We start from the raw sequence: 23,512 nt of genomic DNA on the forward strand, positions 1-23,512 counted from the left end.
TGGCTCAGTGGGAAATGTTTACGCTATCGCGGCAACCTAATGTATGCCAGAGGTAGAGTTATCATGAAAAATTATAATGATCAGAGTGAACATCTGATTGAACCATTGACCCGTCGTCGGTTTATTCAAGGCAGCTCTGCACTCATGGCTGTCCCATTTATTGCCACGAACACGGTCGCTTCAACACCAGAAAACTCCAATATTATCCCTACGACCACCTTACCGAATGACGGTGAGCGAGTGGTTTCCACATGCAGCAGTTTTGACTGCGGCGGAAAATGTGATATTCGCGCCCACGTTAAACAGGGCGTCGTTACGCGCATTAGCACACGTCCTGACGGGGATCTTGATGAAGAGATGCCGATTATGCGTGCTTGTGTGCGCGGACGCAGTTATCGCAAATTTGTTTATCATCCGAACCGCTTAAAATACCCAATGAAGCGCGTAGGCAAGCGGGGTGAAGGGCATTTTGAACGAATTAGCTGGGAAGAAGCCACCACGCTGATTGCTGAAAATATGCAACGCATTAACCAGCAATACGGCCCTGCATCGCGCTTTGTTAGCTTAAGTACTGGGGTGACGGGCGGTATTTTTTCAGGGGCGAATATGTTACGCCGTCTGTTTAATTTGACGGGGGGATTTCTGGAAAATTACCACTCTGTCAGTAACGGTAACACTATGGCGGTAACGCCCTACACTTACGGTACTTCGGCCAGCGGTAGCACTTTGGATACGTTGGAAGAGACTCCATTAGTCATTCTATGGGGACATAATCCGAATGAGACTATTTTCGGGCATACCAACCATTACTTCCAAAAAATGAAGAAAAATGGCACCAAGTTTATTGTGGTGGATCCACGCTATTCCGATACCGCGTCTTCGTTAGCGGATCAGTGGATCCCGATTTTGCCTACCACCGATAACGCCATGATGGATGCCATGATGTACGTGATTATTAGCGAAGGTCTGCATGATCAGGCATTTATCGATACCTACACCGTTGGCTTTGATGAGCACCAAATGCCTGACGGAGTACCGGAGAATGAATCCTTAGTCGCCTATTTGATGGGGAAAAAAGATGGCGTGGTGAAAACCCCTGAGTGGGCGGAGCCGATTACCAAAGTGCCTGCGCAAACCATTCGCCAACTCGCTCGTGAGTATGCCACAACCAAACCCGCTGCTTTGATGCAGGGGTGGGGGCCACAACGCCATATTTGTGGGGAGCGCTCTGCGCGCGGTGCCACATTGCTGGCAACCATTACGGGAAACGTCGGTGTGAAAGGGGGTTGGGCTGCCGGTTATGGCATGGCTGTGACGCCTGATCTTCGTAAAACACTGGCGGGTCCCAGCCTCTTTGAAAACCCCGTTAAAGCAAAAATTAATATTACCAACTGGGTACAAGCCTGTGAGGATGCCAACCTCGTCACGCCAGATAACGGCTTAAAAAATGCAGAGAAACTGGATACTGAAATCAAAATGATTTTCTCCCTTGCGGGAAATTACATGACCAACCAGAACCCCGATATTCGCCATGCCGCCAAAGTGCTAGAAGATGAAAACAAAGTTGAGTTTATCGTCTACAGCGACCTGTATATGACCCCAAGTGCCAAATATGCTGACATCTTACTGCCTGAAACCAGCTTTTTAGAACGCTGGAATGTCGGCGGGACATGGGGTACAGGGAACTACATTATTCTGTCTGAAAAGGTCGTGGAACCTGAATTTGAGCGCCGCAGTGATTATGAATGGCTCTGTGATGTGGCAAACAAATTGGGTGTGGGTGAAAAATTCAGTGAAGGGCGCACGGAAAAGCAGTGGATTGAACATCTGGTCAATGATGCTCATGAAAAACGTCCTGAAGATGGAATTCCCACCTTTGATGAATTGCTGGTTAAACGCCGCCATCTTTTGAAACATAAACCCCATACGGGGCATGTGGCATTTGAGAAAAATATTAAAGATTTAGCCAATAACCCGTTTGAAACCCCATCGGGCAAAATCGAGATTTTTTCGAAACGTCTATATGACCGTAATGACCGCGATATTCCCGCACTCTCTCATTATGTGCCTGCGATTGAAGGTCCTGAAGACACGTTGATTCAGCAATACCCGCTGCAATTGATTACATGGAAAGGGCGGAACCGCGCGAATTCCACTCAATTTGCGAACCCGTGGTTGCAAGAAGTGCAGCGCCAAGAGTTGTGGATCAACCCGATCGACGCGAAACGCCGCCAGATTACGGAAGACGATCGCGTGAAAGTGCATAACGATCGAGGCGTCACGATGGTACCAGTTAAAATTACCTCGCGGATCATGCCGGGGGTGGTGGCACTACAAGCGGGAGCCTGGTGGCAGCCAGATGAAAATGGTGTCGATCAAGGGGGATGTGCCAACGTTTTAACGTCAGCACGCAGTACGGCAATGGCGCACGGTAATGCCCATCAAACCTTATTGGTGGAGGTAGCAAAAGCATGAGTAAATTCCACGTTTATCCCGCAGTGAGCGACAAACAACTCGGGTTTTATATTGATTCGGCGCGCTGCTCAGGATGTAAAGCGTGTCAGGTGTCCTGCAAAGATAAAAACAATCTTGAGGTAGGACGTAAATTTCGTCGGGTTTATGAAATCACTGGCGGAGAATTTATCGAAAATGGTTGCGGTAGCTGGGAGAACAATGTGTTCGCCTACACCCTGTCTATTTCGTGTAACCATTGTGCTGACCCAATGTGCGTGAAAAACTGCCCAACCACGGCAATGCATAAGCGTGAAGGGGATGGCATCGTGATGGTGAATACGGATAAATGCGTGGGGTGCGGAACTTGCGCGTGGTCGTGCCCATATGGTGCACCGCAGATGAATCCTGAAACCAAACAAATGTCCAAGTGCGATTTCTGTATTGATTTACAACTGCAAGGGCAGACTCCCGTGTGTGTGGCGACGTGTCCACTCGGTGCGATTCAGTTTGGTCCCATTGATGAACTGCGCGAACGCTTTGGTTCGCAAGCGGATGTGAAAGGGCTGCCAGACTCATCCATTACTCACCCCAATTTAGTGATCCACCCGCACCAAGGCGCGGGGCGTCATACTGTGATCCAAGGAGCGAAAAAATGAATGAATGGCCACTACTAATATTTACCTTGTTGATGCAAGCCTCTATTGGGCTAAGCGTGATGCTGGGCATTTGTGCAAAAAGATTGGCGACGACTCTGGGTGGAAATATTCCTTCGAGCTTTCTGCTGCGCTATTTATTTATCGCTTGTGTGCTAGCGGGAGTGGGGTTGCTCTCCTCCATTACACACTTGGGAGTGCCACTTAATGCGCCTAATTCGTTATTAAATATTTTCTCCTCTTGGCTCAGTCGTGAAGTGGTTTTTACGGCAACTTACTTTACGTTCTTGGGCCTTACTTTTTTGTGGATGTGGTTTAAAAAACGACTCTCCTACGGGTTACTGGGGCTGGCGATTATCGCGGGGCTGTGTGATGTGTATGCGATGGGATCAATTTACCGTTATACCTCCATGTTAGTGTGGATGAATGACAATACCTACCTGATGTTTTATGGGGCGATGTTGACCCTAGGGGCGGCAGGGTACTATTTATTGGTTAGCTTCTTCCTGAAAGATAAAGGTCAAAATAGGGCGCTCGCATTATTGATGGTGGTGGGCGTGAGCTTAGTGGTTCGTTTGATTTATCAACCATTCTACGAAAACTATTTGCTGGAAACCGTTTACACCAATGAATCCGTCACTTTTCCCATTGATTCAATTAATGCTTATCAACAAATTTGGTCACTGCGTTTAGCCAGTTGGGTGGTTGGGTTCATTGCCATTGTTGCTATCGGCATAGGGGCATTTTACCGAATTAAAGACGAGGCACAGGGCGTTCTGATTGGGCGTAGCCAATATGTTCTTGTGGTGGGTTGCGTTTGTGCTTTGATTGCTGAATTCATGCTGCGTTACTGTTTTTATACAATCCATATTTAAAAATGAATAACCGAGCCAGATAGGTTCGGTTATCTAATTTACGCTTAACGCATGGGTGACTAAGCTACCTTGATCATTGATATACACCGCAATAAGTTTGCCATTTTGCCGATGATTTCCTTCGAGCTTTTCGGTTGAATAGGGTGGGATCATAATGCTTTTCGCGATGGGGGTATTTTGGTTATTTTCATAATAGAGCTGTGAAATATTCAAAAAATAAGGGGTGGGGTTTTTAATCGAAAGCTGATTCTCGGAATGTAACGCACTCACGTTATTGATAAACGACTCTACGCCATTGGCAAGCGCAGCGGGTCGATAAAAAACTTTAATACGAATTTGTAGCGCCAGCTGGATAATATTCATTCCTTCTTTATTTTGAGGTTTTGGTGAAATATCAAGTACATTCAGGTAAAAAACGGATTCTCTATCTTGCGGTAAATCCCCACCAATAAATCGAATCCGTAATTGCGCGCCATCATGAGCGGCGATTTTGGTCACAGGAGGCGTCACAATAAACGGCGCCTCTGTTGTTTCAGGGGTGGAATGGATATTGCCCTCATCAATCCAACTCTGTACTAAGCTTGCGTGTTCACTGTCATTAACGGTTTGAATATTGGCAGATTTTTGGTCGCTTAAGTAAATCAAACGCGTTTTTTTGAGTATTAAGCTCGCGTGCGTCTGTGAGCTGAGAAGGAGCAACATTAAACCGTAAATAATCCCTTGAATATGCCGCATTTTTTCATCCTTCTAATTATAAGACATGACCACAGTTGCGGTGCTGGATACAGGGCCTTGCGTCACGATGGCAGGGGTATAAGGGTAATAGTAAGCGCCCATGTTGAGGGTAAATGATGGGGAAATGGGACTTCCTTTTGCCACAGTGAATATAGACGTTGCAGTACTTTGTGCTGACACGCTATTGGATAGAGTGATAGGCGTATTAGGATTACTCGCCATCACGAGTCTAAAACCTACACCGGCAGCGCCTTGGCTGGCAGTGTTATTCATGGTGGTTTTATCTGCTGGGAGTAAGCTGCTGCTGGATAAGAAAATACTGATATCCCTTGATGCGTTGCCTCCCGCAAGAAAATCACTGCAAGTGAAGTTGAGATTAAAGGGGGTGTAACCTGCGCGCGTTGCTGATTTGACGGTACTGATGCTGACGGGAGGCAGAGTCACCACTAAACCTTGGTTTGAAAAGTTACAGGTGGTGGTAATAGGGCTATAAGTCACTTGAACGGGTTGTAAATAGATATCATCAGGCTGAGTTGTCCATACAAATCCCAGTAAAAATGCTAAGAGCCTAGCCACCACATCAAGAAGCCATTGTACAAGACCTAAAGTGGATGCATCCGAAGCAAAAACAACGGGGTTAATGGTTGCGGTGCTTCCTGCAATTTCAATATAGTTCGAGCTTGGTTTGACGGTCACTAGGGTAAATTGCATGGTGAAATTTACATTGAGTTCATTGGCATTGTGGGGACCGGGGGACAAGTTTGACACATTATTTTTTTCTAATTGGGTGACGGTGACTTCGACTAATTGCTTACCCCCATTAAATCCTACGGTCGCTTTTCGACCTTGAAATGGTGAGGCAATACCTACGACATTGGGGAGTAATCCATTATTGGTACAAGTAAATGTACCGGAAAATATGGTTCGAGAGTCTTTGGTCACGACAGTCGATGAGCTGGTTAAATCGTTTGATAAATTAAAAGCAATAGGGGATGCCGTGACGGTTGACGCTTGTCGGCAGTTAGCGGAAGCATACTGGCTGACGGCAAGTAAACTTGAAAATAATAGTGCCAATGTGGTTTTTTTCATTGGAGTTTCCTTTATTGACAGCGGTTTTTACCTTTATCCATCGTGTTAACCGGTTGATGGATCACGCACTCTTTCTCCCCTTTCAGCTTGATGTGCAAGGCTGAAGGTAGCTGTTCACTCTTAAGGTACAGCACGCCAGATTGCCCTACATATCCTATATTTTGCTGTTGTGGATCGACGACTTCAGTACCGAATGGCAGGCTGTGACCATTGGCTAACTCACCGCGTAAAATAAAGGTTTGTCGAGTGTCAGTTTCTAACTTGATGTAGTTAACTGCACCTTGATACGGGCTGATGTTTGCCATATTTCCGAGCACTTCAGCGCCTGCCGTGTTTTCGGTATCAGAGAGGGTATATGAGTTAGCGCGATAAGGGGTACTGTTGGTCACTAGTACCACACCTCGCTGATTGGTTAGCGTGGTTTTATCGTCATTTACCATCATATTATTGGCCATTGGGGCATCAATGATGGTGTAGGTATCTCCAGTATCACCCGATAAGGCGATATGGTTAGGGATAGCGACCAAGGTACCTCGGGCACCTAATCCTGCCTGGCGATAATCATTCGCTTCGGTATAAGAACCGGATAATGTGGTGTAAGGGTGTTTATAGGTAATATTTCCACCGAGGACATTGTTGCCCCCAGACTGATTTGTGCCTGTTACGGTGTAATTAACTTGATTATCTTTCCCCGCGATGCCACTGACACTCAAGGCCGTTTGTTCATAGTGAGAATCAGTAAAATAGCTACCTAAGCTAACGTTAGCGCGTTTTTCGAATAGGCTAATGGGAACGCTGATATTCATATAAACGCGAGTTTCTTCTTTATTATCATAATTACGCACCCGTGATACGGATACGTTGTAGGAAATGTCGTTGTAGTTGTTGGCATAACCGACTTGATATTCTCGGCTACTGCCGTGAGTGTTCCAGTAATCACGATGGGTACCAGAAACAAAAACAGAGCCATAACCGTCGCCAAGCTGCTGATTCAAATTAAGGGTGAAGGTGTTTTTCGCCCGTGAGCCACGTAAGGCATCGAAGTTGCTTAACGAGAGATCTGAATTGTTATTATTGCCAATTTGGTTGGCATTTTCGTCTTGATATCGCTGCCATGCTTTGTAGTTATCATGGGAGTAGATTGAATCAACAAAGCTATAGTAGCCGCTAGTGGAATAGCGGTATGTGGCGAGAGTTAAACTGGTCGAAGTGGCATCAATAAATTTACTGTAGGTTAAACGATAGCTTTGACCACTTTTATCTCCACTATCTAATTTAGTTTTGGCGTGAGTGACGTCCGCGGAGATAGCACCAAAGCGAAAGTTCCAACCACTTCCAATGACGGCGGAATAATATTTCTCACTGAGTAGAGCGCCTGAGTAGAGTGTCACTAAGTTATTCAAGCCGTAATGATATTCACCTTGAATAAATTTAGGTTGGTATGAGGTATTGTCGATTTTTGCTTGCCCAGCAAGAATGTTATAGTTGGAAACACCCTCTTTAAGCATGTCGGGTACGGCGGAGTAGGGAACAGAAAATGACTCTTTGCGACCATCAGCTTCTTGTATGACCACCAATAAATCACCGCTTCCCGCGCTAGGCTGAATATCGTTAAATGCGAACTCTCCTGGCGGCACGTTTTCTTGATAGACCAAATACCCATTTTGATAAACGGTGACTAAGGCGTTGGTTTGTGCGACGCCCCGAATAATAGGGACAAAGTTTTGGCTTGAGTTTGGCAACATGCCGACTTCCGTGGCGAGCATAATGCCTCGCATACGAATGCTATTAAATAGCGCTGTTGGTGTATAAAAATCGCCAGCCTTTAGCCCTGAATTAATCTGGCTGATTGGGCGGTATGCATAGCGGGTGTTATTGCGCCATTTTTGCGAGCCATGGGATGAATAGCGATAACTTGATTCATCACGAAATTGCCATGCACCTAAATTGACACCCGAGTTGAGGGTGGCATAGAAATTCTCATTATTTCTCTTTTCGTGTTTCTTCTCTTTATAAGTGTAATAGTTTGTATTATAAGCAAAAATAATGGCGGGTACGCCATGTTGCCACAAGCTGGGATCGACATAGCCAGATTCAGATTGTTTAATCGACACTTGTGGAACGGTAATGTTTAGTCGCAATTCACTGATTTTAAATTGGTAATGTAGGTTGGGTGCCAGTGAGCTGAGCTGAACATATGCGTTATTCTCAGGCTGATCTACTTGGTTAGGTGTGGTTTTTAAACCGAGCTTAGGGACATCACTTTGCGCAAGGCTGATCTGCTTACCATTGTCTTCAACATTGATGTCAAACTGCCCTTTCCAAACCTGATTAACATAGATATCCGCAAGCTGCTTGCCCGCTGGAATTTGTCCATCAGAATAGAAACGAGAAATATCTCCTTTCGCAGATTCACCCACCAAAAGGGAGGTATCGAATTCATCTGCAAATGCATTTTTTAGATAAGTCTGTAGCCCTATTAAAATAAGGATGTAGAGATAATTTTCTTTTTTCATGATGGTTTCTTCTGTTAAAGCTGAAGGTTTTTAGATTTGAAAACACCATAATCATCAACATAAGTCAGAATAAGATTGTTACCCTTTAACTGCTTTTTTAAAGGCAGTGTTTTGGATGTGTGTGGTGGAACCATCTCTGAATCAACAAGCGCTGTTTTTTTATCTTCAGGCGTTGTAATAGCAGCAATAGTAAAGTGGTATTGGGAGTTATTATTCACGACAATACCGTTATTATTTAGCTGGTAACTAATATTGTCCGTGATATTTTCAGGTGATTCAGTTAATCCCGTAGGTCGATAAAATAGTTTTATTCTTGAACGTGCCGCTAATTGAATGACATTTTTCCCTTTCATTGAATCTGGCGCTTTAGGAATATCTAGGACATTTAAATAAAAAACACTTTCAACATTATTTGGAAGTTTTCTATCTGTTTTTTTGATTTTTAATTGTTGACCTTGTAAACCCTCTATTTTGATAATAGGAGGGTAAAGATAAAAAGGTGCATCTGAATTCTCAGGTGTTGAATTTATATTACCATCATCAATCCAAGATTGAACTAATGACGGTGTGTTACTGTTATTAGTTAATTGAACAGACATGCTTTGTGCAGCTTCTGGATATATAATCCTTGTTCCTGTAATAATAACGTTTGAAAATGTTTCTTTAGAAAATAATAAAAGAAGTAAGAATAATAATTTTATTTTCATAATAAATTCTCACTAAAAGCTAGGTTCAGAGGAACCTAGCTTGAGTTTATTGTTATAGATATGAAACGGTATAAACAACGTTTGATTGCAGCGCACCGACAGATGCGGCAGTCGCATTTGTTTTGTAGTAGCTAGCAATTAAGTTCAATGTTGCACCAGCAGCTGAAGTGGTATTGGCTGCGGTTAACTGAGTATCAAAGGTCGTATTTAATGGAATAGCAACGGTTGGTGATCCAGTCTGTGACAAGCTAAAGCCCACGTTACGAGCAACGGCCGGATCATTTTCGTTCACTGTTGTATTCATTAAATACAGGCCTGAAGGCGAAATATTACTTGAAGAGAAGTGAAGTTTTAATGTCCCTGCTGGCGTACCTCCACCAACAATTGCACAGTTTGAAAAGGTAAGCCCAAAGGCTTTTTGGTTTTTTGTAATAACTGTACTTGCCGTTGTCCCTGCATCAGAAGATATAATCGGATCTAAAGCAATCGACATATCAGCGCTGTTATTACCATTAATCGTACAGGTAGTATCACTAATTGCACCGGAGAAAGAAATAATACCTCCAGGGCTATTTGTGGCAGCAATTACTGAGCCAGATAACACGGATAAGGACAGTATTGATAGAGAAAGTATATGTCTAGGCATAATTAACCCCATCGAGGTTCTCGATTAATTAAAATAAGTGATTTTTTTTGCGAGTCAGAATTAACTAGCTTTTTAAGCTTAGACAAGGTTTAAAGATCTTCAAGATATGTAAAGTGGAATTAATGGGTTTATAAATCCAATGATTTCAAATTTTCAGATTAAAATATTGTATTTTTTGTTTTTCGTTATTTAATGTGCTGAATTTTTGCTTTTAATGAGTGATGTTACTTAGTTAAGTATAGATAATATAAGGAATATTTTATTTTGTGATTTTATTTCTATTTTATTTTTATTCTGGAATTTTTTGTTTTTATTTATCTTCAATATTTAAACAAGTAAAAAGAGTATTATGCTTTTTAATATTTTTGTTTAATTAATTAAAAATTTATTGAGTGATTAGTCTTGTTAATTGTGTGGTTAATTTTTTATGGAGTGTTTTTCAATTTAACTGCACATTGAGTTGTGGGGTTCAAAAAATTAGTTCAAAAAAAGAGAGCATAAACGCTATTTTTGAATAAGAAATAGTGGATTAAAAATAACTAGAATTACCTTGATATAGATGAACAAAATGAAAATTAAAACAATTCTCATTTCTGATTTTTGAACCATAATGATAAGTAACATAACGTAGAGAGATGGGGTGCAAAATGGTCGGACTTTTCAATCGTTGTTTGTCACATGAAGACGCAGGAAAATTGCTGTTGCGCTTAGCTGTGGGTGGGTTAATGCTATTTCACGGAATGAGCAAGTTGCTAACAGGTGCGAGTGGCATCAAAGGGTTGTTAGCCTCTTATGGTTTACCTGAATTTATTGCTTACGGCACAATTTTGGGTGAAGTGGTTGCTCCTATTTTCATTGTGTTGGGTATTTTGACTCGACCATCTGCATTGTTAGTGGCGTTCACGATGATTGTTGCATGGTTAATGGTGGGGTTAGATAAAACGTTCTTACTGGATAAAACAGGGGCATGGGCGATTGAGAGCATCGTTTATTTCTTTGTGAGTGCGCTGGCGATTGCGTTACTGGGGGCAGGGAAATTCTCTGTGGTAAAAAGTGAGAATTGGCGATAAATAGCGTGAAATAGTGAAAAGGGCATCGAAATCGATGCCCTTTGTTTGATAACGAGAAACGCTATTTAGCACTAAATTCTAAGATGGTTTTCTGTAAGAACGCATCTAACAGGCGACTATCTCTACAAGACGGCTCTGGAAATTGGTAGCTTTCCATGCGGTCTATGGTTTCTTGGATTAAGGCGTCAATAGCGGGTCTGCGCGCGCCATATAGGCTTTCTTTGCCTCGACCTTTTATCTCTAGCAGCGTATTAATTTCCGTTAATACATCCTTTTGTCTGACACATGCCGCGACTAAATCACGAAAAGCCATCGGTGGCATATTTTTATGGTTCTCTATCCATCGCAAAGCTAATACTGACCGTAAGATATAAAAGTATTTTTTTAATCTCACTTCTTCGCCCTTAAAATCAGTGTGTAAGTTCCTTTTACTGATAGAAAGATAGTGGTAACGCGCTTTTAACGGTGAGTAGAATTGTTTAGCCAATGATTCTAACTGAGCAAAAAAGTCCTCATCTTTATGATAAACAATCGGCGACTGTAACCATTCAATTAATGCGGGGTTAGAATTACGCATCAGTTTTAAGGCTTTTGATAATTCCCAACCAGACACATCTAGCTCGTCGTCAATCGGCTTTTCTATCACATCACGCTTTCTATCGAGTGTCAGATACCAATCGAGGGAATGCACATAGATAAAGCGTACATCATAATCACTGTCTTGTGAGGCAAATCCCCAACCACGACTACCGGATTCACAGGCAAATAATATTTTGACTTGGTGAGTGCGTTCTATCTCGCTTAATGTTTCACGTATCCTTTCTTACATAAGCATGGATACACCATCACTCATTTTTTCCATGCTGCTACTTTTCATCTTTTTGCTCCTAACAGGGGGTATTATCCCTTCACACACACTACTTGGCGTAGCGTATGTACAATTTCTACCAGCGATGATTGGGCTGCCATCACTGCATCAATGTCTTTATACGCCATTGGAATTTCATCAATCACATCGCTATCTTTTCGGCACTCAACATGGGCGGTCGCTATCTTTTGGTCGCTCACGGAAAAACGTTTTTTAGCTTCTGTTCGGCTCATTACGCGCCCTGCGCCGTGGCTACATGAGCAAAAACTCTCTTCGTTTCCTAGACCGCGAACAATAAAGCTTTTAGCTCCCATTGAGCCTGGAATGATCCCCATTTGCCCTTTTTGGGCAGATACAGCCCCTTTTCGAGTCACCAAAATTTCTTCACCAAAATGTTGCTCTTTTTGCACATAGTTATGGTGGCAGTTTACGGCTTCTTGCTGGGTTATAAACGGTTTGGTGATTTCTTTTGACAGCGCTTCCAGTACGCGGTGCATCATCACTTCACGGTTATGACGGGCAAAATCCTGCGCCCAACCTACGGCTTCCATATAGTCGTTGAAGTATTGACTTCCTTCTTGGAAGTACGCCAAATCGCGATCGGGTAAGTTGGCGATATGCTGCTGCATATCTTTTTGCGCCAAGGTAATAAACAAGTTACCAATCGCATTTCCCACACCGCGAGATCCGCTGTGTAGCATCACCCAAACACGGTCTTGCTCATCCAAACACAGCTCAATAAAGTGGTTTCCCGTTCCCAACGTTCCTAAGTGTTTATAGTGATTCGTTCCACGCAGTTTTGGGTATTTATCGCAGATACGTTTGAACTCTTCATCCAGTTGCGCCCAGTGGGTATCCACAATATCAGGGGCTCGATACCAAGCACCTTTATCTCGACCGTGTCGATGAGTGGTTCGTCCATGAGGTACTGCCGCTTCAATGGCAAAACGAATATTTTGCAGGCTATCTGGCAAATCCGATGCGGTTAGCGATGTACGCACCGCAATCATTCCACACCCAATATCCACTCCAACCGCCGCAGGGATAATCGCCCCTTTGGTTGGGATCACGCTCCCGATAGTGGAACCTTTACCCACATGCACATCCGGCATCACTGCGAGGTGTTTAAAGATAAACGGCATTTTTGCGGTGTTTTGCAATTGGGTCACTGCCGCAGGGTCAACAGGGACTCCGTGAGTCCACATTTTTACTGGCGCACTATTTGGCTGCATAATTTGGTTAAAGTTATTGTTATTCATTGTTATTCCTTAATTTTTACCAATCCGTTTAATACTTGATCCAATCCACCATAAACGGAAATTTGGTCGATTCGATGTGCAATATTTTCTAAGGTTTCGAGCTCTTTCAAACGCAAGGCAATAGGGTTGTTTTCCATCACTTTGGCGGTATTCAACAGTGAACGGGTGGCGGCGGTTTCTTCGCGGCGACGGATCACGTTGGCTTGCGCTGATTTTTCGGCTTCTACTACCTGAGACAAGATGGTGCGCATGTCTCCCGGTAAAATAATATCTTTCACGCCAATGCTATCGATTTCTAAACCGAAGGTGAGGGCGGTTTGTACCACATGCTCCATCATCAGCTGGTCGATTAACTGCTTGTTTTCCAAAAGTTCATCTAAGGTGCGTGTGCCGATAATTTCACGCAGGGCAAATTGCAGCTCGCGATATAAATAATCCACAGGTTGGCTTAATTTGGATAACACCAACAAAATGTCGGCATAGCGCCAGTTTGCCGATAAGTTAACACGCAAAGTGACTTTATCTTTGGTCAAAATCTCCTGACCGCTGACTTCCAATGCCTGTAACCGTGTATCAATCACGTCCACTTCAGGCTTACGGAAAATCTTCCAGTAGCCGTAAGTGCCGGGTTGCAAAATGGATTGAATTTCACCATCCAATTTGAAGATACCTACATGCCATGCAGGGACTTGGCTGATTAACGCCAGATCGGTACCTTTGATGCGTTTTTTACCCGCCAAACGCGTCAGTAGTGTTGGGTTGATAACCACATCATCCGTCGATTGGGTTTCGATTCGCAACGTATTGCCCGTTTTCCAGTACAGTCGGCGCGTCGCGGGTGCTAAAATTTCCGTCAGGCTGTTATGCAAATACACAAAGCCCATTTCATCATCTGCAAGAGTGATATCTACGCAGTATTCTTCAACCCAATCAGGGTGAAACTGGCGTAAATGCTCAGCAAGTTTCTCTTCAATTGGGTCATTATTCAGTTCAAATTGAGTCACTGTCAGTTTATTAAATAAATCATAGAGGCGATGTTCGCCAGCCACGAACAGTTGCTTGAAGTCGCCTTTGTTTGAAGTCAGTGCAATGTATCCCTGTGCCACGTTAATTTTTGTCATTGTTATTTTCCTTTTTATTTATTGAGATGTTATCGAAATCATCGACGAAGCGAGGAGGGAAACAATCGAGCGCCATACGGCTGTCTACTGTTTTGCTCAATGCCCGGTGCGATGACTCGGATAACACTGTGTGGCGAAACGGCAACCACGTTTTATTCATTTGGTTTTGAATGTCGGGACTCGAACCCGATAGCGCATGCTATTACCAGATAGGTCTTACCAACGGCGGAATACAGACCATGAAGTGGGGTTAGCCACCATGTCTGCACCGGTAGAACTGAAGTTCTGACAAATTCCGGTAGTGGACAGTCAGACTATTGCCAGATGCGTGCCAACTTTCTAAAAATGCCATTAAATATTTTTAATTAATTGATAATTAACATTTAATTATTTCTTTGATTTTTCCGGTGCCATTGTTTATCAGAATGACTTATGCTTATTTATATATTTTTATATCGTAACTTATAAATATTTATAAATATGAATCAAAAAAGAAAAGTGGTTATTGGAGTATTGGGTACTGTGCTTGATAGACGCGGTAAAAAAGTCAATCGCTGGAAAAAATGGCGTCCTACTGTGGGACTGTGCCAGCAAGCAGATTTAGATATTCACCGTTTTGAGCTAATTCATCAGGTGAACGACTACTCGCTCGCGTGCCGCGTGAAAGAGGATATTGAGCAAGCATCGCCGACAACGGAGGTGGTGCTACGTGAAGTGGATATTGCGGACCCGTGGGACTTTGAAGAGGTCTACACTTCACTGCTGGATTTTTCTGCGAACTACCCTTTCGATACAGAAAACGAAGAGTATTTGGTGCATATCACGACAGGCACCCACGTGGTACAAATCTGTTGGTTCTTACTGACGGAAGCACACTATTTGCCCGCAAAATTGATCCAAACTTCACCGATTCGCGGGGAACGGGAAACCGATCCTGTGGGTATGTATGCGGAAATTGATCTTGATTTAAGCCGTTATGCGCAAATCACCAGCCGCTTTGATAGCCAGCAGCAAACTCAGTTGGCATTCTTAAAAGCGGGGATCGCCACCCGTAATCAGGCATTTAATACCATGATTGAGCAAATCGAGCGTGTGGCACTACGCTCTAAAGCGCCGATTTTGCTCAATGGCCCAACGGGGGCAGGAAAATCATTTCTGGCTCGGCGAATTTACCAGTTACGCCAAGGGCGCCATCAAGTCAAAGGTCGCTTTGTGGAGATTAACTGTGCCACCTTGCGCGGCGATAATGCGATGTCCACGTTATTTGGGCATGTGAAGGGCGCATTTACGGGCGCGCTTAACCCACGCCAAGGGTTACTGAAAGAGGCCGACGGCGGGATTTTATTTTTGGATGAAATTGCCGAGTTAGGGCTTGATGAGCAGGCAATGCTATTAAAAGCCATTGAAGAAAAAAGCTTTTTCCCATTTGGTTCGGACAGTGAAATTCAAAGTGATTTTCAGTTGATAGCTGGCACCCATCGCAACCTTGCCGAGTGGGTGGAAGAGGGGAAATTCCGCGAAGATTTATTCGCCCGTATTAATATGTGGACATTTGTGTTGCCAGGGCTGGCGGATCGCCGTGAGGATATTGAGCCGAATATCGATTATGAACTGGCAAAATTCTGCCAAGCAGAGCAGAGCCAAATCCGTTTTGATAGAGAAGCACGTCAGCGCTATGTTCAGTTTTCTTGCTCCCCTAAAGCCGCATGGCGAGGCAACTTCCGTGAATTAGGCGCTTCAATTTCCCGTATGGCAACCTTCGCCGAACGTGGGCGTATTACGCAATCTGTGGTGGAGGAGGAAATTCAGCGTTTAAGCCAGCAGTGGCAGCCGAAATCTAAACTACAGCTACCTAAGCAAGTCGGGGAAATCGACCTGTTTGAACAGCAGCAGTTAGCCACCGTACTGGATGTGTGCCGAAAATCTTCATCATTATCAGAAGCTGGGCGCACTCTATTTGCGGTGTCTCGCCAACAGAAAAAGCAACCGAATGATGCAGATAGGCTGCGAAAGTATTTAGCTAAATTTGGATTGGATTGGGATGGGGTGAAAGCAGGAGTTTGAAGGTGCTATATCGCAGAAAATATAATGCCATAAGAAAAATCCCCGCCGAAGCGGGGGAGGGGTAATGATTGTTAATGCAAGTTTGTCACGTAGAGTAAGAGTGAAAGTTGTGCTTTACCCCGCAGTAATCATTGGGGGCTAGGCATGTAACTCTACGGTGGTTATTGCTTTACTTTATTTAGGTTCCACTGTGATTGAAATGGTTTGGCTAGCGATAGCATTTACAGTTGCCGTCAGGGTATCACTGCCCAGTTTGCTTAATACCAGTGACGCGGTATAAGTGCCGTCTTGATTATCTGTCCATGTTACATTGCCGGTTTGAAGATGGGTCAACGTGATAGCTGAAGCCAAACCAGTTAACGGGTTATTAAAACTATCGGTTGCTGTCACGGTTAACACCAGTGAGTCACCGGATTTGAGGTTGGTGAGGGCGCTGCTACTCAGGGTAACGGTATCCAGCACCCCTTGTGCACCGGATTGCCCATTTGGGACTGACGAGATGGTAGAAGGTGCTTGTATGGTAATGGTCGCTTGGTTGGAGCCTTTACCATTGACCAACACCTGAATGTGCTTATTTCCACTGTGTTGTGCAGGAAGGGTGAGGGTGTAGCTACCATCTGAGTTTTGGGTCACAGGCAGAGTATGCGTTTGATTATCGATAGTGATATCAATCTGTTGAACACCTGTAACGGTATTGCCGTGGCTGTCTGTCAGTTCAACTTTTAATACCGGTTTATCTCCCGCATTGGTAGACGGATTGATTGGTATCACCACGACATTTTGAATATTTGAAATATCACTATTGCGGTTGACCGTCAAAATAGTTTTCGGACCAGATATTCCATTTACATGGGCAGTGATATCAATATCACCAACTGTGGTTAATGGTAAATTGACAATATAGTCACTGTGCCCTTCATCGCGCCAAGCAAGATCTTTGCCTTTAGTGTTGCCAAGGTGAATATTATTGAAATCCACATTTTCAATTGCATTACCAAAACTATCTTTCAGCGTGACCATGATAAGCGGGTTGTCGCCAGATTTAAAATTAGTCCGGTTAGGGCTGATGTCTATTTCAATGCTTGCAATGACACCTAATGCCCCTGCTGCACCACTACCATCTGTATTGGCTGATTTTATGGATGAAGCTCCAAGTGTGGTAAACGTTCGCTCAGGTGAGGTTAATTTATCCAGAACAACTTGGATCGTATGCTTCCCTGATTGTTGTCCTGAAATTTTAGCCTCATAGATACCATTATCGATATCAGTATATCTAATGGCGGCAGATTCCGGTTTTTGGTCAATGATGACTGTAATGTCATTTTGGGCATCAATTATTGGATTGCCGTGGCTATCCAATAATTGGAATGACACTTGGCTTTCTCTGCCTGCATGTACTTCATGTACATCTAAGACAGTCACTTGATGTAATTTTCCGCTAAGGAACTCAACGGCTTTGGTCTCACTCTGACCATTGACTGATATGGTCACTTCACTTGGACCGGCTTTTAAGCTAGTGAGTGTAACTTCAACAACACCATTTTTATCCGTTGTTGCTTTATCAACGATTTTTGCATGAGTAGCTGCAAAGGTAACTTCCTGATTGGCAATAGGGTTTCCATTTTTGTCAGTAATATAAGCTTGAACTGCATTTGTTGAAATACCATCAGCTATAGCCTTAGCCCGGGTGACGATAACACTGTAAATATGCGCTTGAGTGGAATCAGGCTTGAAAACGACTTGAGCTTTCGTGAGTTGCTGATTACCTGTGTAAGCACTAATTTCGTATGATCCTGCAATTTGTGAAGTGAATTGTACTCTAGCTTCGCCTTTCGTATTTGTTGTCGTGGTGTACTCCAATGGTTTTGTTCCTTTCATCGCTTGCATTTTTTTACGTAGGTCGTTCTGAACACTGGAGTTAGTGGCAGTTTTTATATTCTGGGAAGCGAGAGAGAGTGTATTGGGTAAAATAAACATGACTTTTGCGTTGGAAACCGGATTACCTAAAGGGTCTCTGACAATGGCGGTAAGGGCATTAATATCAAGACCATTGGCTAAACCTTTACCATGAAAGGTCACGTCATTAGGGCTGATGCTGAGCATGTCAGGATGAATAATTTCAATTAAGGTTTCAGCAATAGGTGAGGCGTTGCCTTTAATATCATAGGCAGTTGCTTGTAAACGGTAGCGATTTATCTTTTGTGTATCTTTTGCCGTATTGGATGTTTTATATGATGGTAAAGTCAGGGTAGCCGTTTGATCAGTGGAGCTAATAGAGCCGCCTGCAGCTAAAAACTCAGGTGCTTGCCACTCAATGTGCTTGAGAGGATATTTACCAGTGAAAGATTTGACTAGTGGAACGGATTGTCCTGTTTCCCCTTGGATTTTAGTCGGTAATGACAGGTGCAGTAAGGTTTTCTTTTGGTAGTTGAGAATAATATTATTATTGCGTTCAACAAAATCATAACGGTTACCTGAAAGACGGCGTGTCTCGGCGATCTTAGTTGGATCTAAATGGTGGGCTAAGCTCTTACCGAAAGTCCAAGTAAATTGAAGTTTAGCTTGGGTCTCGGCTTGTTTTTCGCTGCTAAATTTATGGCTGGCATTTAATGTTAATAATGGGAATGGCGTCCAGTTAGCTCCAATGGTCGCGGCATTCGGATTTTTTTGACGTTTTGTTTTTCCGAATAAGGCAACGCTATCACCATAGTATTGCTCATACTTTAAGTTTCCACCTAGGTGTGGATAAGCGGGTAGCCAGCCTTCTACTTGAATATCCCAGCCGTGGGCGGGTTTGGCATTATAATCATGGTTGAGTTCTGGTGCGCTTTTCCATGTGGTTAAACCGAAATAGCTATTGGCATTTAATTTTAAGTAGTCTTGCCAATATTCAATTCCTAATCCTGCGCGAGTATGGGCGTGAGAAAAATCGTGGTCGATAAATGCATTCATACCAATAGTGCTTTTTTCATGGAAATGGCGTAAGCCAATCCCATTATTGGTATGAAATCGCTCATCATAACGATGTAGACTGTGCTGGGTGAATAGCAATATTTCCTCTTGGTCATACCAAGGGATCAGCCAGTCAAACTGTGAGTTTTTAACGGAGAACTTTTTATCAATATCGATATTGAGTTTGACATTACCCGCTTTGGATAACCAATGTTCAATCTCTTTTGTGGCTTCACTGGCAACTTTATTTCGTGCGTAGTCTTGCGCCATCTCAGACAGATCCTTCATCGTTTTCTTTTGTGAAAGGAAGGTTCCGATTGTTTTAGTGTGTTCGGCGGTTAAGCGCTCAGTATTATCTTCGTTGATGATCTGCTCGCTACCTAGTGATGGTAGCTCTTTGTTATCCAACATTTTTGCATAAGCTGGAACAACAGGCATAATGACGGACGACCAAATAGCCGTAAATATCACAAAACCGTTAGCCAGTTTTTGTTTAACGGTTAAAAAAGAGGGGCTCATTCAATGGATTCCTAGTGGCGAAAATTTACGCGGCCATTTTGGAGTAGGGAGCTAGATACGAGCTTGTGAATTAATTTGACTTAAAAAGAAACTAAATTGGGCAGTTGGAATAGCTGTGAATTCCATAAATTTTGCCAGCATGGACACGACGAAAATTGCAATAATAAAAAAGCCTTCAAAAAGGCTGCGTTAGCCACTTTGGAAAAGTTTGGAATTGTATTTTAGTAATTTAAAACAAAGAGATAGAAGAGGAATTATGGAGCTGACTTTCTTGGGTACTAGCGCAGGAGTGCCAACAAAAGAGCGCAATGTCACCAGTATGATATTAAATTTAGTCGGTATCCGTAAAAGCTACTGGCTCTTTGACTGTGGCGAAGGTACTCAACACCGAATCTTAAACAGCCCCTTTAAAACACCCAAAATCGAGAAGATTTTTATTACCCATTTACACGGTGACCATATTTTTGGGTTGCAGGGATTGCTGTGTAGCCGCTCTATGGGGGGAACGACGGATCCCCTGACGCTATATGGGCCAAAAGGGCTGAAGCAGTATGTGGAAACGGTTTTATCAGTGAGCGATTCCTATATGACTTATCCTCTTGAAATTGTAGAAATTGAGGCAGGTAAGTTATTTGATGATGGGGAGATGGTTGTCACTGCGTATCGGTTGGATCACCGCGTAGAATGTTATGGCTATCGTATTGAAGAACATCCAAAACCGGGGGCGCTAAATGTGCAAAAACTGGAGCAAGATGGGATCCCTCGCGGGCCTTGGATGCAGGCGCTGAAAAAGGGCGAAGTGATTGAGCTAGAAGATGGTCGCACCGTGAATGGAGCTGACTACCTTGGTGAGCCAGTTGCAGGTAAAGTAGTGGCGATTTTTGGGGATACTATCCCAACGCCAGATGCGTTGTTATTGGCAAAAAATGCCGATGTGATGGTGCATGAGACTACTCTAGAAGTGGCGCTAGAGGCGAAAGCCAATGAACATGGGCACTCTTCTACCCGACAAGCGGCGCAGCTTGCCAAACAAGCAGGAGTAAAACGGTTTATTGCGACGCATATCAGTGGGCGTTATGGGTCGGATGACATTCCGCGTTTATTGGCGGAGTGCCAAGCTGAGTTTCCTGAGACGCAAATAGCGGAAGATTATTTGACGGTTAAAATTTAGTGAGAAAACAAATCGACACGATTTCAAACGTGTCGATTTGTTTTGATGAAATGCGTCATACTAATAAATCACTTTCACAAACCCATTGCGGCAGTATGTTTCGTATTCATCACTAAGCTGTCGGTTTGTCACAATCACATCAAACTGGGACAGTTCGCCCATATTAGCGGTCGCCACTTCATCAAACAGATTGTAAGGTGCTAATAAAATCTTACGGATAGATTTTTCCATGCCTTTCTTTTTCATCGGTAAATCATCGAGATTATAGCAAGTCACCCCATAAGCACTGTGAACCCCAGTGGCGGACATAAACGCTTTTTTGGGGTTAATGGAATCTAGTAACGAAGGCAGCGTTGGGCTGTAAAAAGAATCACTTTTTGGGCGGTATTCCCCACCACATAGTAGCGCCGTGACATTTTTTTTCTGGCTCAATGCGAGAAAAACGTTATGAGAATAACAAATTCCGGTAAAGCTAATTTCTTCTGGGATTAAGGCTATCAAGGTCGCCATTTCGATGCCATTGTCGAAAAAGATCACATCATCTTCACTGACCATACTGGCGGCTAAATTAGGAATATATAGGTCTTCAGTTTGATCTGGCGTGAAAATATCGGCATGGGGTTCGTGAGGGGCTAAAGCGGTAGGTTGAGTGACAGAAACAATATAGCCACCAAGCAGTGACATTGGGATAGGGCCTTCGGTATCCGCATTGAGATCTCGGCGAATGGTCATTTCAGAGACTTCGAGTATTCTCGCGGCTTCTTTAAGATGAATGCGTCCTGAACGTTTAATACATTCACTTAATCGGCGAAGGCGTTCTTTTTGTTTAGTTTCTATCACCCTGCAATCCTTTTTATGATGGCGCGGACGAACCGCGCCCCGTTGTTTAGTAGTCACTTGGAGTGGTATTTTCTCCCGTGACAATAGCGACACTCGCACTTGCACCAACGCGGTTAGCACCAGCTTCAATCATCTTAATTGCGGTTTCACGCGTACGTACGCCACCGGATGCTTTGACGCCAATTTCATTACCAACCACTTTGCGCATTAAAGCGACGTGATGCTCAGTGGCACCCATTGTACTGAATCCTGTTGAAGTTTTCACAAATCCAACGTTAATTGTGCGGCAAATTTCACAAACCTGTGTGATTTCTTCATCAGTTAACAGGCAAGTTTCGAGGATCACCTTTAATGTTGCCTTACCACAAGCCGCAAAAACGGCTTCAATATCTTGACGAACAAAGTCTAAATCACCGCTTTTCAGCATACCTACGTTGATAACCATATCCACTTCATCGGCACCACGGCGCACAGCTTCAGCAGCTTCAAAGGCTTTGGCTTCTGTTAAACATGCGCCTAATGGGAAACCAACAACACAGCACACCATCACATCGCTATCTTTTAAACATTCGCTTGCCAATGGCACATAGCCAGTGTTAACACACACAGAGGCGAAGTGATGCTCTGCGGCTTCTGCACATAACGTTTTGATATCGTTAACTGTTGCGTTGGCAGCCAATAAAGTGTGATCAATATATTTCGCTAAATCTTGCATTTTAAACCTTCCTATATGAAGTTTTTCAGAATAGATGTGGAATAGGTAACAAAGAATGAGGAAATGTGGCAGATATAACACTTGATCATTCGTTATTCGAGATCCTAATCACAAATGATATTTTTGCAACATGATAATGTTAGGATTATATCATTATGTGATTTATTTAACACGAGGGACATTATGGATATAGCAGTTATCGGTTCAAACATGGTCGATTTGATCACTTACATTGATCAAATGCCTAAAGAAGGGGAAACCCTCGAAGCCCCAGCCTTCAAAATCGGTTGTGGCGGTAAAGGGGCAAACCAAGCTGTTGCCGCAGCAAAATTAAACTCCAAAGTCATTATGCTAACTAAGGTCGGTGACGACATTTTTGCGGATAACACGATTCGTAATCTTGAGTCTTACGGCATCAATACGCGTTATGTAGAAAAAGTGCCTTGCACATCGAGCGGCGTTGCACCGATTTTTGTGAATCAAAACTCATCGAACAGCATCTTGATCGTCAAAGGGGCGAATAAGTTTTTATCCCCTGAAGATATCGACCGTGCTGCGGAAGATCTGAAAAAATGTAAATTGATCGTATTGCAGCTGGAAGTGCAGCTGGAAACGGTTTACCACGCAATTGCCTTTGGTAATAAGCACAACATTCCTGTGTTGCTTAACCCAGCGCCAGCACAACGCGCACTGGATTTAGATTACGCATGCCGTTGTGATTTCTTTGTACCGAATGAAACCGAGCTAGAAATTCTGACCAATATGCCTGTGGATACCATGGATAACGTGCGTCGTGCGGCTCAATCCCTATTAGATAAAGGCCTGAAAAACCTGATTGTGACTTTAGGTGATAAAGGTGCGTTATGGATGACTCGTGAAAGCGAACTGTTCATTCCGGCTATCAAAGTGAACGCGATTGATACCAGCGGGGCTGGGGATGCATTCATTGGTTGCTTCTCTCATTACTATGTTCATACCGGAAATATTGAAGAAGCGATGAAAAAAGCGGTTCTGTTTTCAGCCTTTAGTGTAACGGGAAAAGGCACGCAATCGTCTTACCCAAGCATCGAGCAGTTCAGTGAGTTTGTGCAGTTGAATAATTAGTACGCATCATCTTTCAAGCACCAGAAGCATTACCTGTACCCACAATATTTGCTCTGAATTTGAATGATGTTGAGCATGACCGGTTGAAATGAAGGTTGCCATTAGAGCAAAAAGCCCGTTTAACCGGTTAAAAATATAATAAAAATTATTAAGG

18 protein-coding genes are annotated in these 23,512 nt (G+C 43.4%); 7 read left to right on the plus strand and 11 right to left on the minus strand.

Features of this window, described 5'->3' with window-relative positions; all coding sequences use genetic code 11:
- Window positions 1-63 precede the first annotated feature (63 nt).
- The 3 genes from ACY3ZI_RS02480 to ACY3ZI_RS02490 are packed head-to-tail and all read left to right on the plus strand — an operon-like array spanning window position 64 to window position 3,982.
- On the plus strand, window positions 64-2,475 hold the full coding sequence (locus tag ACY3ZI_RS02480) for a DMSO/selenate family reductase complex A subunit (RefSeq protein ID WP_487375927.1): 2,412 nt from the start codon (window positions 64-66) through the stop codon (window positions 2,473-2,475).
- Window positions 2,472-3,110 (plus strand): DMSO/selenate family reductase complex B subunit, encoded by a 639-nt coding sequence (locus ACY3ZI_RS02485; RefSeq protein WP_036955182.1) that lies wholly within the window; start codon window positions 2,472-2,474, stop codon window positions 3,108-3,110. Before ACY3ZI_RS02480 ends, ACY3ZI_RS02485 begins: the two co-directional genes overlap by 4 nt.
- On the plus strand, window positions 3,107-3,982 hold the full coding sequence (locus tag ACY3ZI_RS02490) for a dimethyl sulfoxide reductase anchor subunit family protein (RefSeq protein WP_487375928.1): 876 nt from the start codon (window positions 3,107-3,109) through the stop codon (window positions 3,980-3,982). Before ACY3ZI_RS02485 ends, ACY3ZI_RS02490 begins: the two co-directional genes overlap by 4 nt.
- A 33-nt stretch (window positions 3,983-4,015) precedes the next feature.
- On the opposite strand, the gene ACY3ZI_RS02495 is transcribed toward ACY3ZI_RS02490, so the two are convergent.
- From ACY3ZI_RS02495 to ACY3ZI_RS02515, 5 genes are read right to left on the minus strand one after another with little or no spacing between them, the layout of a single operon-like run.
- On the minus strand, window positions 4,016-4,717 hold the full coding sequence (locus tag ACY3ZI_RS02495; protein ID WP_211887861.1) for a fimbrial biogenesis chaperone: 702 nt from the start codon (window positions 4,715-4,717) through the stop codon (window positions 4,016-4,018).
- Between the two features lie 12 nt (window positions 4,718-4,729).
- Entirely contained in the window at window positions 4,730-5,806 is a 1,077-nt protein-coding gene (locus ACY3ZI_RS02500) for a fimbrial protein (RefSeq protein WP_132497129.1), read from the minus strand.
- An 11-nt stretch (window positions 5,807-5,817) separates the two neighbouring features.
- Window positions 5,818-8,322 carry a fimbria/pilus outer membrane usher protein gene (locus ACY3ZI_RS02505; RefSeq protein WP_487375929.1) on the minus strand — a complete coding sequence of 835 codons (2,505 nt, stop codon included), beginning with the start codon at window positions 8,320-8,322 and terminating at the stop codon, window positions 5,818-5,820.
- Between the two features lie 14 nt (window positions 8,323-8,336).
- Window positions 8,337-9,029 carry a fimbrial biogenesis chaperone gene (locus ACY3ZI_RS02510; RefSeq protein ID WP_487375930.1) on the minus strand — a complete coding sequence of 231 codons (693 nt, stop codon included), beginning with the start codon at window positions 9,027-9,029 and terminating at the stop codon, window positions 8,337-8,339.
- Window positions 9,030-9,081: 52 nt separating this feature from the next.
- Window positions 9,082-9,675 (minus strand): fimbrial protein, encoded by a 594-nt coding sequence (locus ACY3ZI_RS02515; RefSeq protein ID WP_006663314.1) that lies wholly within the window; start codon window positions 9,673-9,675, stop codon window positions 9,082-9,084.
- A 647-nt stretch (window positions 9,676-10,322) separates the two neighbouring features.
- Here ACY3ZI_RS02515 and ACY3ZI_RS02520 point away from each other — a divergent pair.
- Window positions 10,323-10,745, plus strand: coding sequence for a DoxX family protein (locus ACY3ZI_RS02520; protein ID WP_036955165.1), 423 nt, complete (start codon window positions 10,323-10,325; stop codon window positions 10,743-10,745).
- Between the two features lie 61 nt (window positions 10,746-10,806).
- Here ACY3ZI_RS02520 and ACY3ZI_RS02525 read toward each other — a convergent pair whose 3' ends face one another.
- The 3 genes from ACY3ZI_RS02525 to ACY3ZI_RS02535 all read right to left on the minus strand — a co-directional run bounded on the left by ACY3ZI_RS02525 (window position 10,807) and on the right by ACY3ZI_RS02535 (window position 13,993).
- Window positions 10,807-11,562 carry a nucleotidyltransferase domain-containing protein gene (locus tag ACY3ZI_RS02525; protein WP_487377433.1) on the minus strand — a complete coding sequence of 252 codons (756 nt, stop codon included), beginning with the start codon at window positions 11,560-11,562 and terminating at the stop codon, window positions 10,807-10,809.
- A gap of 83 nt (window positions 11,563-11,645) precedes the next feature.
- Window positions 11,646-12,872, minus strand: coding sequence for an RtcB family protein (locus ACY3ZI_RS02530; RefSeq protein ID WP_211887858.1), 1,227 nt, complete (start codon window positions 12,870-12,872; stop codon window positions 11,646-11,648).
- Between the two features lie 2 nt (window positions 12,873-12,874).
- The gene (locus ACY3ZI_RS02535; protein WP_487375931.1) at window positions 12,875-13,993 is read right to left on the minus strand and encodes a slipin family protein; all 1,119 of its coding nucleotides are present in this window, start codon (window positions 13,991-13,993) and stop codon (window positions 12,875-12,877) included.
- Between the two features lie 480 nt (window positions 13,994-14,473).
- Between ACY3ZI_RS02535 and rtcR the strand changes: the two genes are divergently transcribed.
- Window positions 14,474-16,057, plus strand: a complete 1,584-nt coding sequence (gene rtcR / locus ACY3ZI_RS02540) for an RNA repair transcriptional activator RtcR (RefSeq protein ID WP_487375932.1) — start codon at window positions 14,474-14,476, stop codon at window positions 16,055-16,057.
- Window positions 16,058-16,231: 174 nt separating this feature from the next.
- Here rtcR and ACY3ZI_RS02545 read toward each other — a convergent pair whose 3' ends face one another.
- Window positions 16,232-19,528: an inverse autotransporter beta domain-containing protein gene (locus tag ACY3ZI_RS02545; RefSeq protein WP_487375933.1), complete on the minus strand. Its 3,297-nt coding sequence runs from the start codon at window positions 19,526-19,528 to the stop codon at window positions 16,232-16,234.
- A gap of 256 nt (window positions 19,529-19,784) precedes the next feature.
- Here ACY3ZI_RS02545 and rnz point away from each other — a divergent pair, with 256 nt between their 5' ends.
- Window positions 19,785-20,699, plus strand: a complete 915-nt coding sequence (gene rnz, locus ACY3ZI_RS02550) for a ribonuclease Z (protein ID WP_211887922.1) — start codon at window positions 19,785-19,787, stop codon at window positions 20,697-20,699.
- A gap of 60 nt (window positions 20,700-20,759) precedes the next feature.
- Here the strand turns inward: rnz and ACY3ZI_RS02555 are convergent, their stop codons facing one another.
- On the minus strand, window positions 20,760-21,539 hold the full coding sequence (locus tag ACY3ZI_RS02555) for a DeoR family transcriptional regulator (RefSeq protein WP_487375934.1): 780 nt from the start codon (window positions 21,537-21,539) through the stop codon (window positions 20,760-20,762).
- Between the two features lie 46 nt (window positions 21,540-21,585).
- Window positions 21,586-22,254: a deoxyribose-phosphate aldolase gene (gene deoC, locus ACY3ZI_RS02560; protein ID WP_036955058.1), complete on the minus strand. Its 669-nt coding sequence runs from the start codon at window positions 22,252-22,254 to the stop codon at window positions 21,586-21,588.
- 183 nt (window positions 22,255-22,437) lie between these two features.
- Between deoC and rbsK the strand changes: the two genes are divergently transcribed.
- Entirely contained in the window at window positions 22,438-23,358 is a 921-nt protein-coding gene (rbsK, locus tag ACY3ZI_RS02565; RefSeq protein ID WP_154601062.1) for a ribokinase, read from the plus strand.
- The last annotated feature ends 154 nt before the right edge of the window (window positions 23,359-23,512 follow it).

This window comes from Providencia sp. LY12, assembly GCF_057621555.1.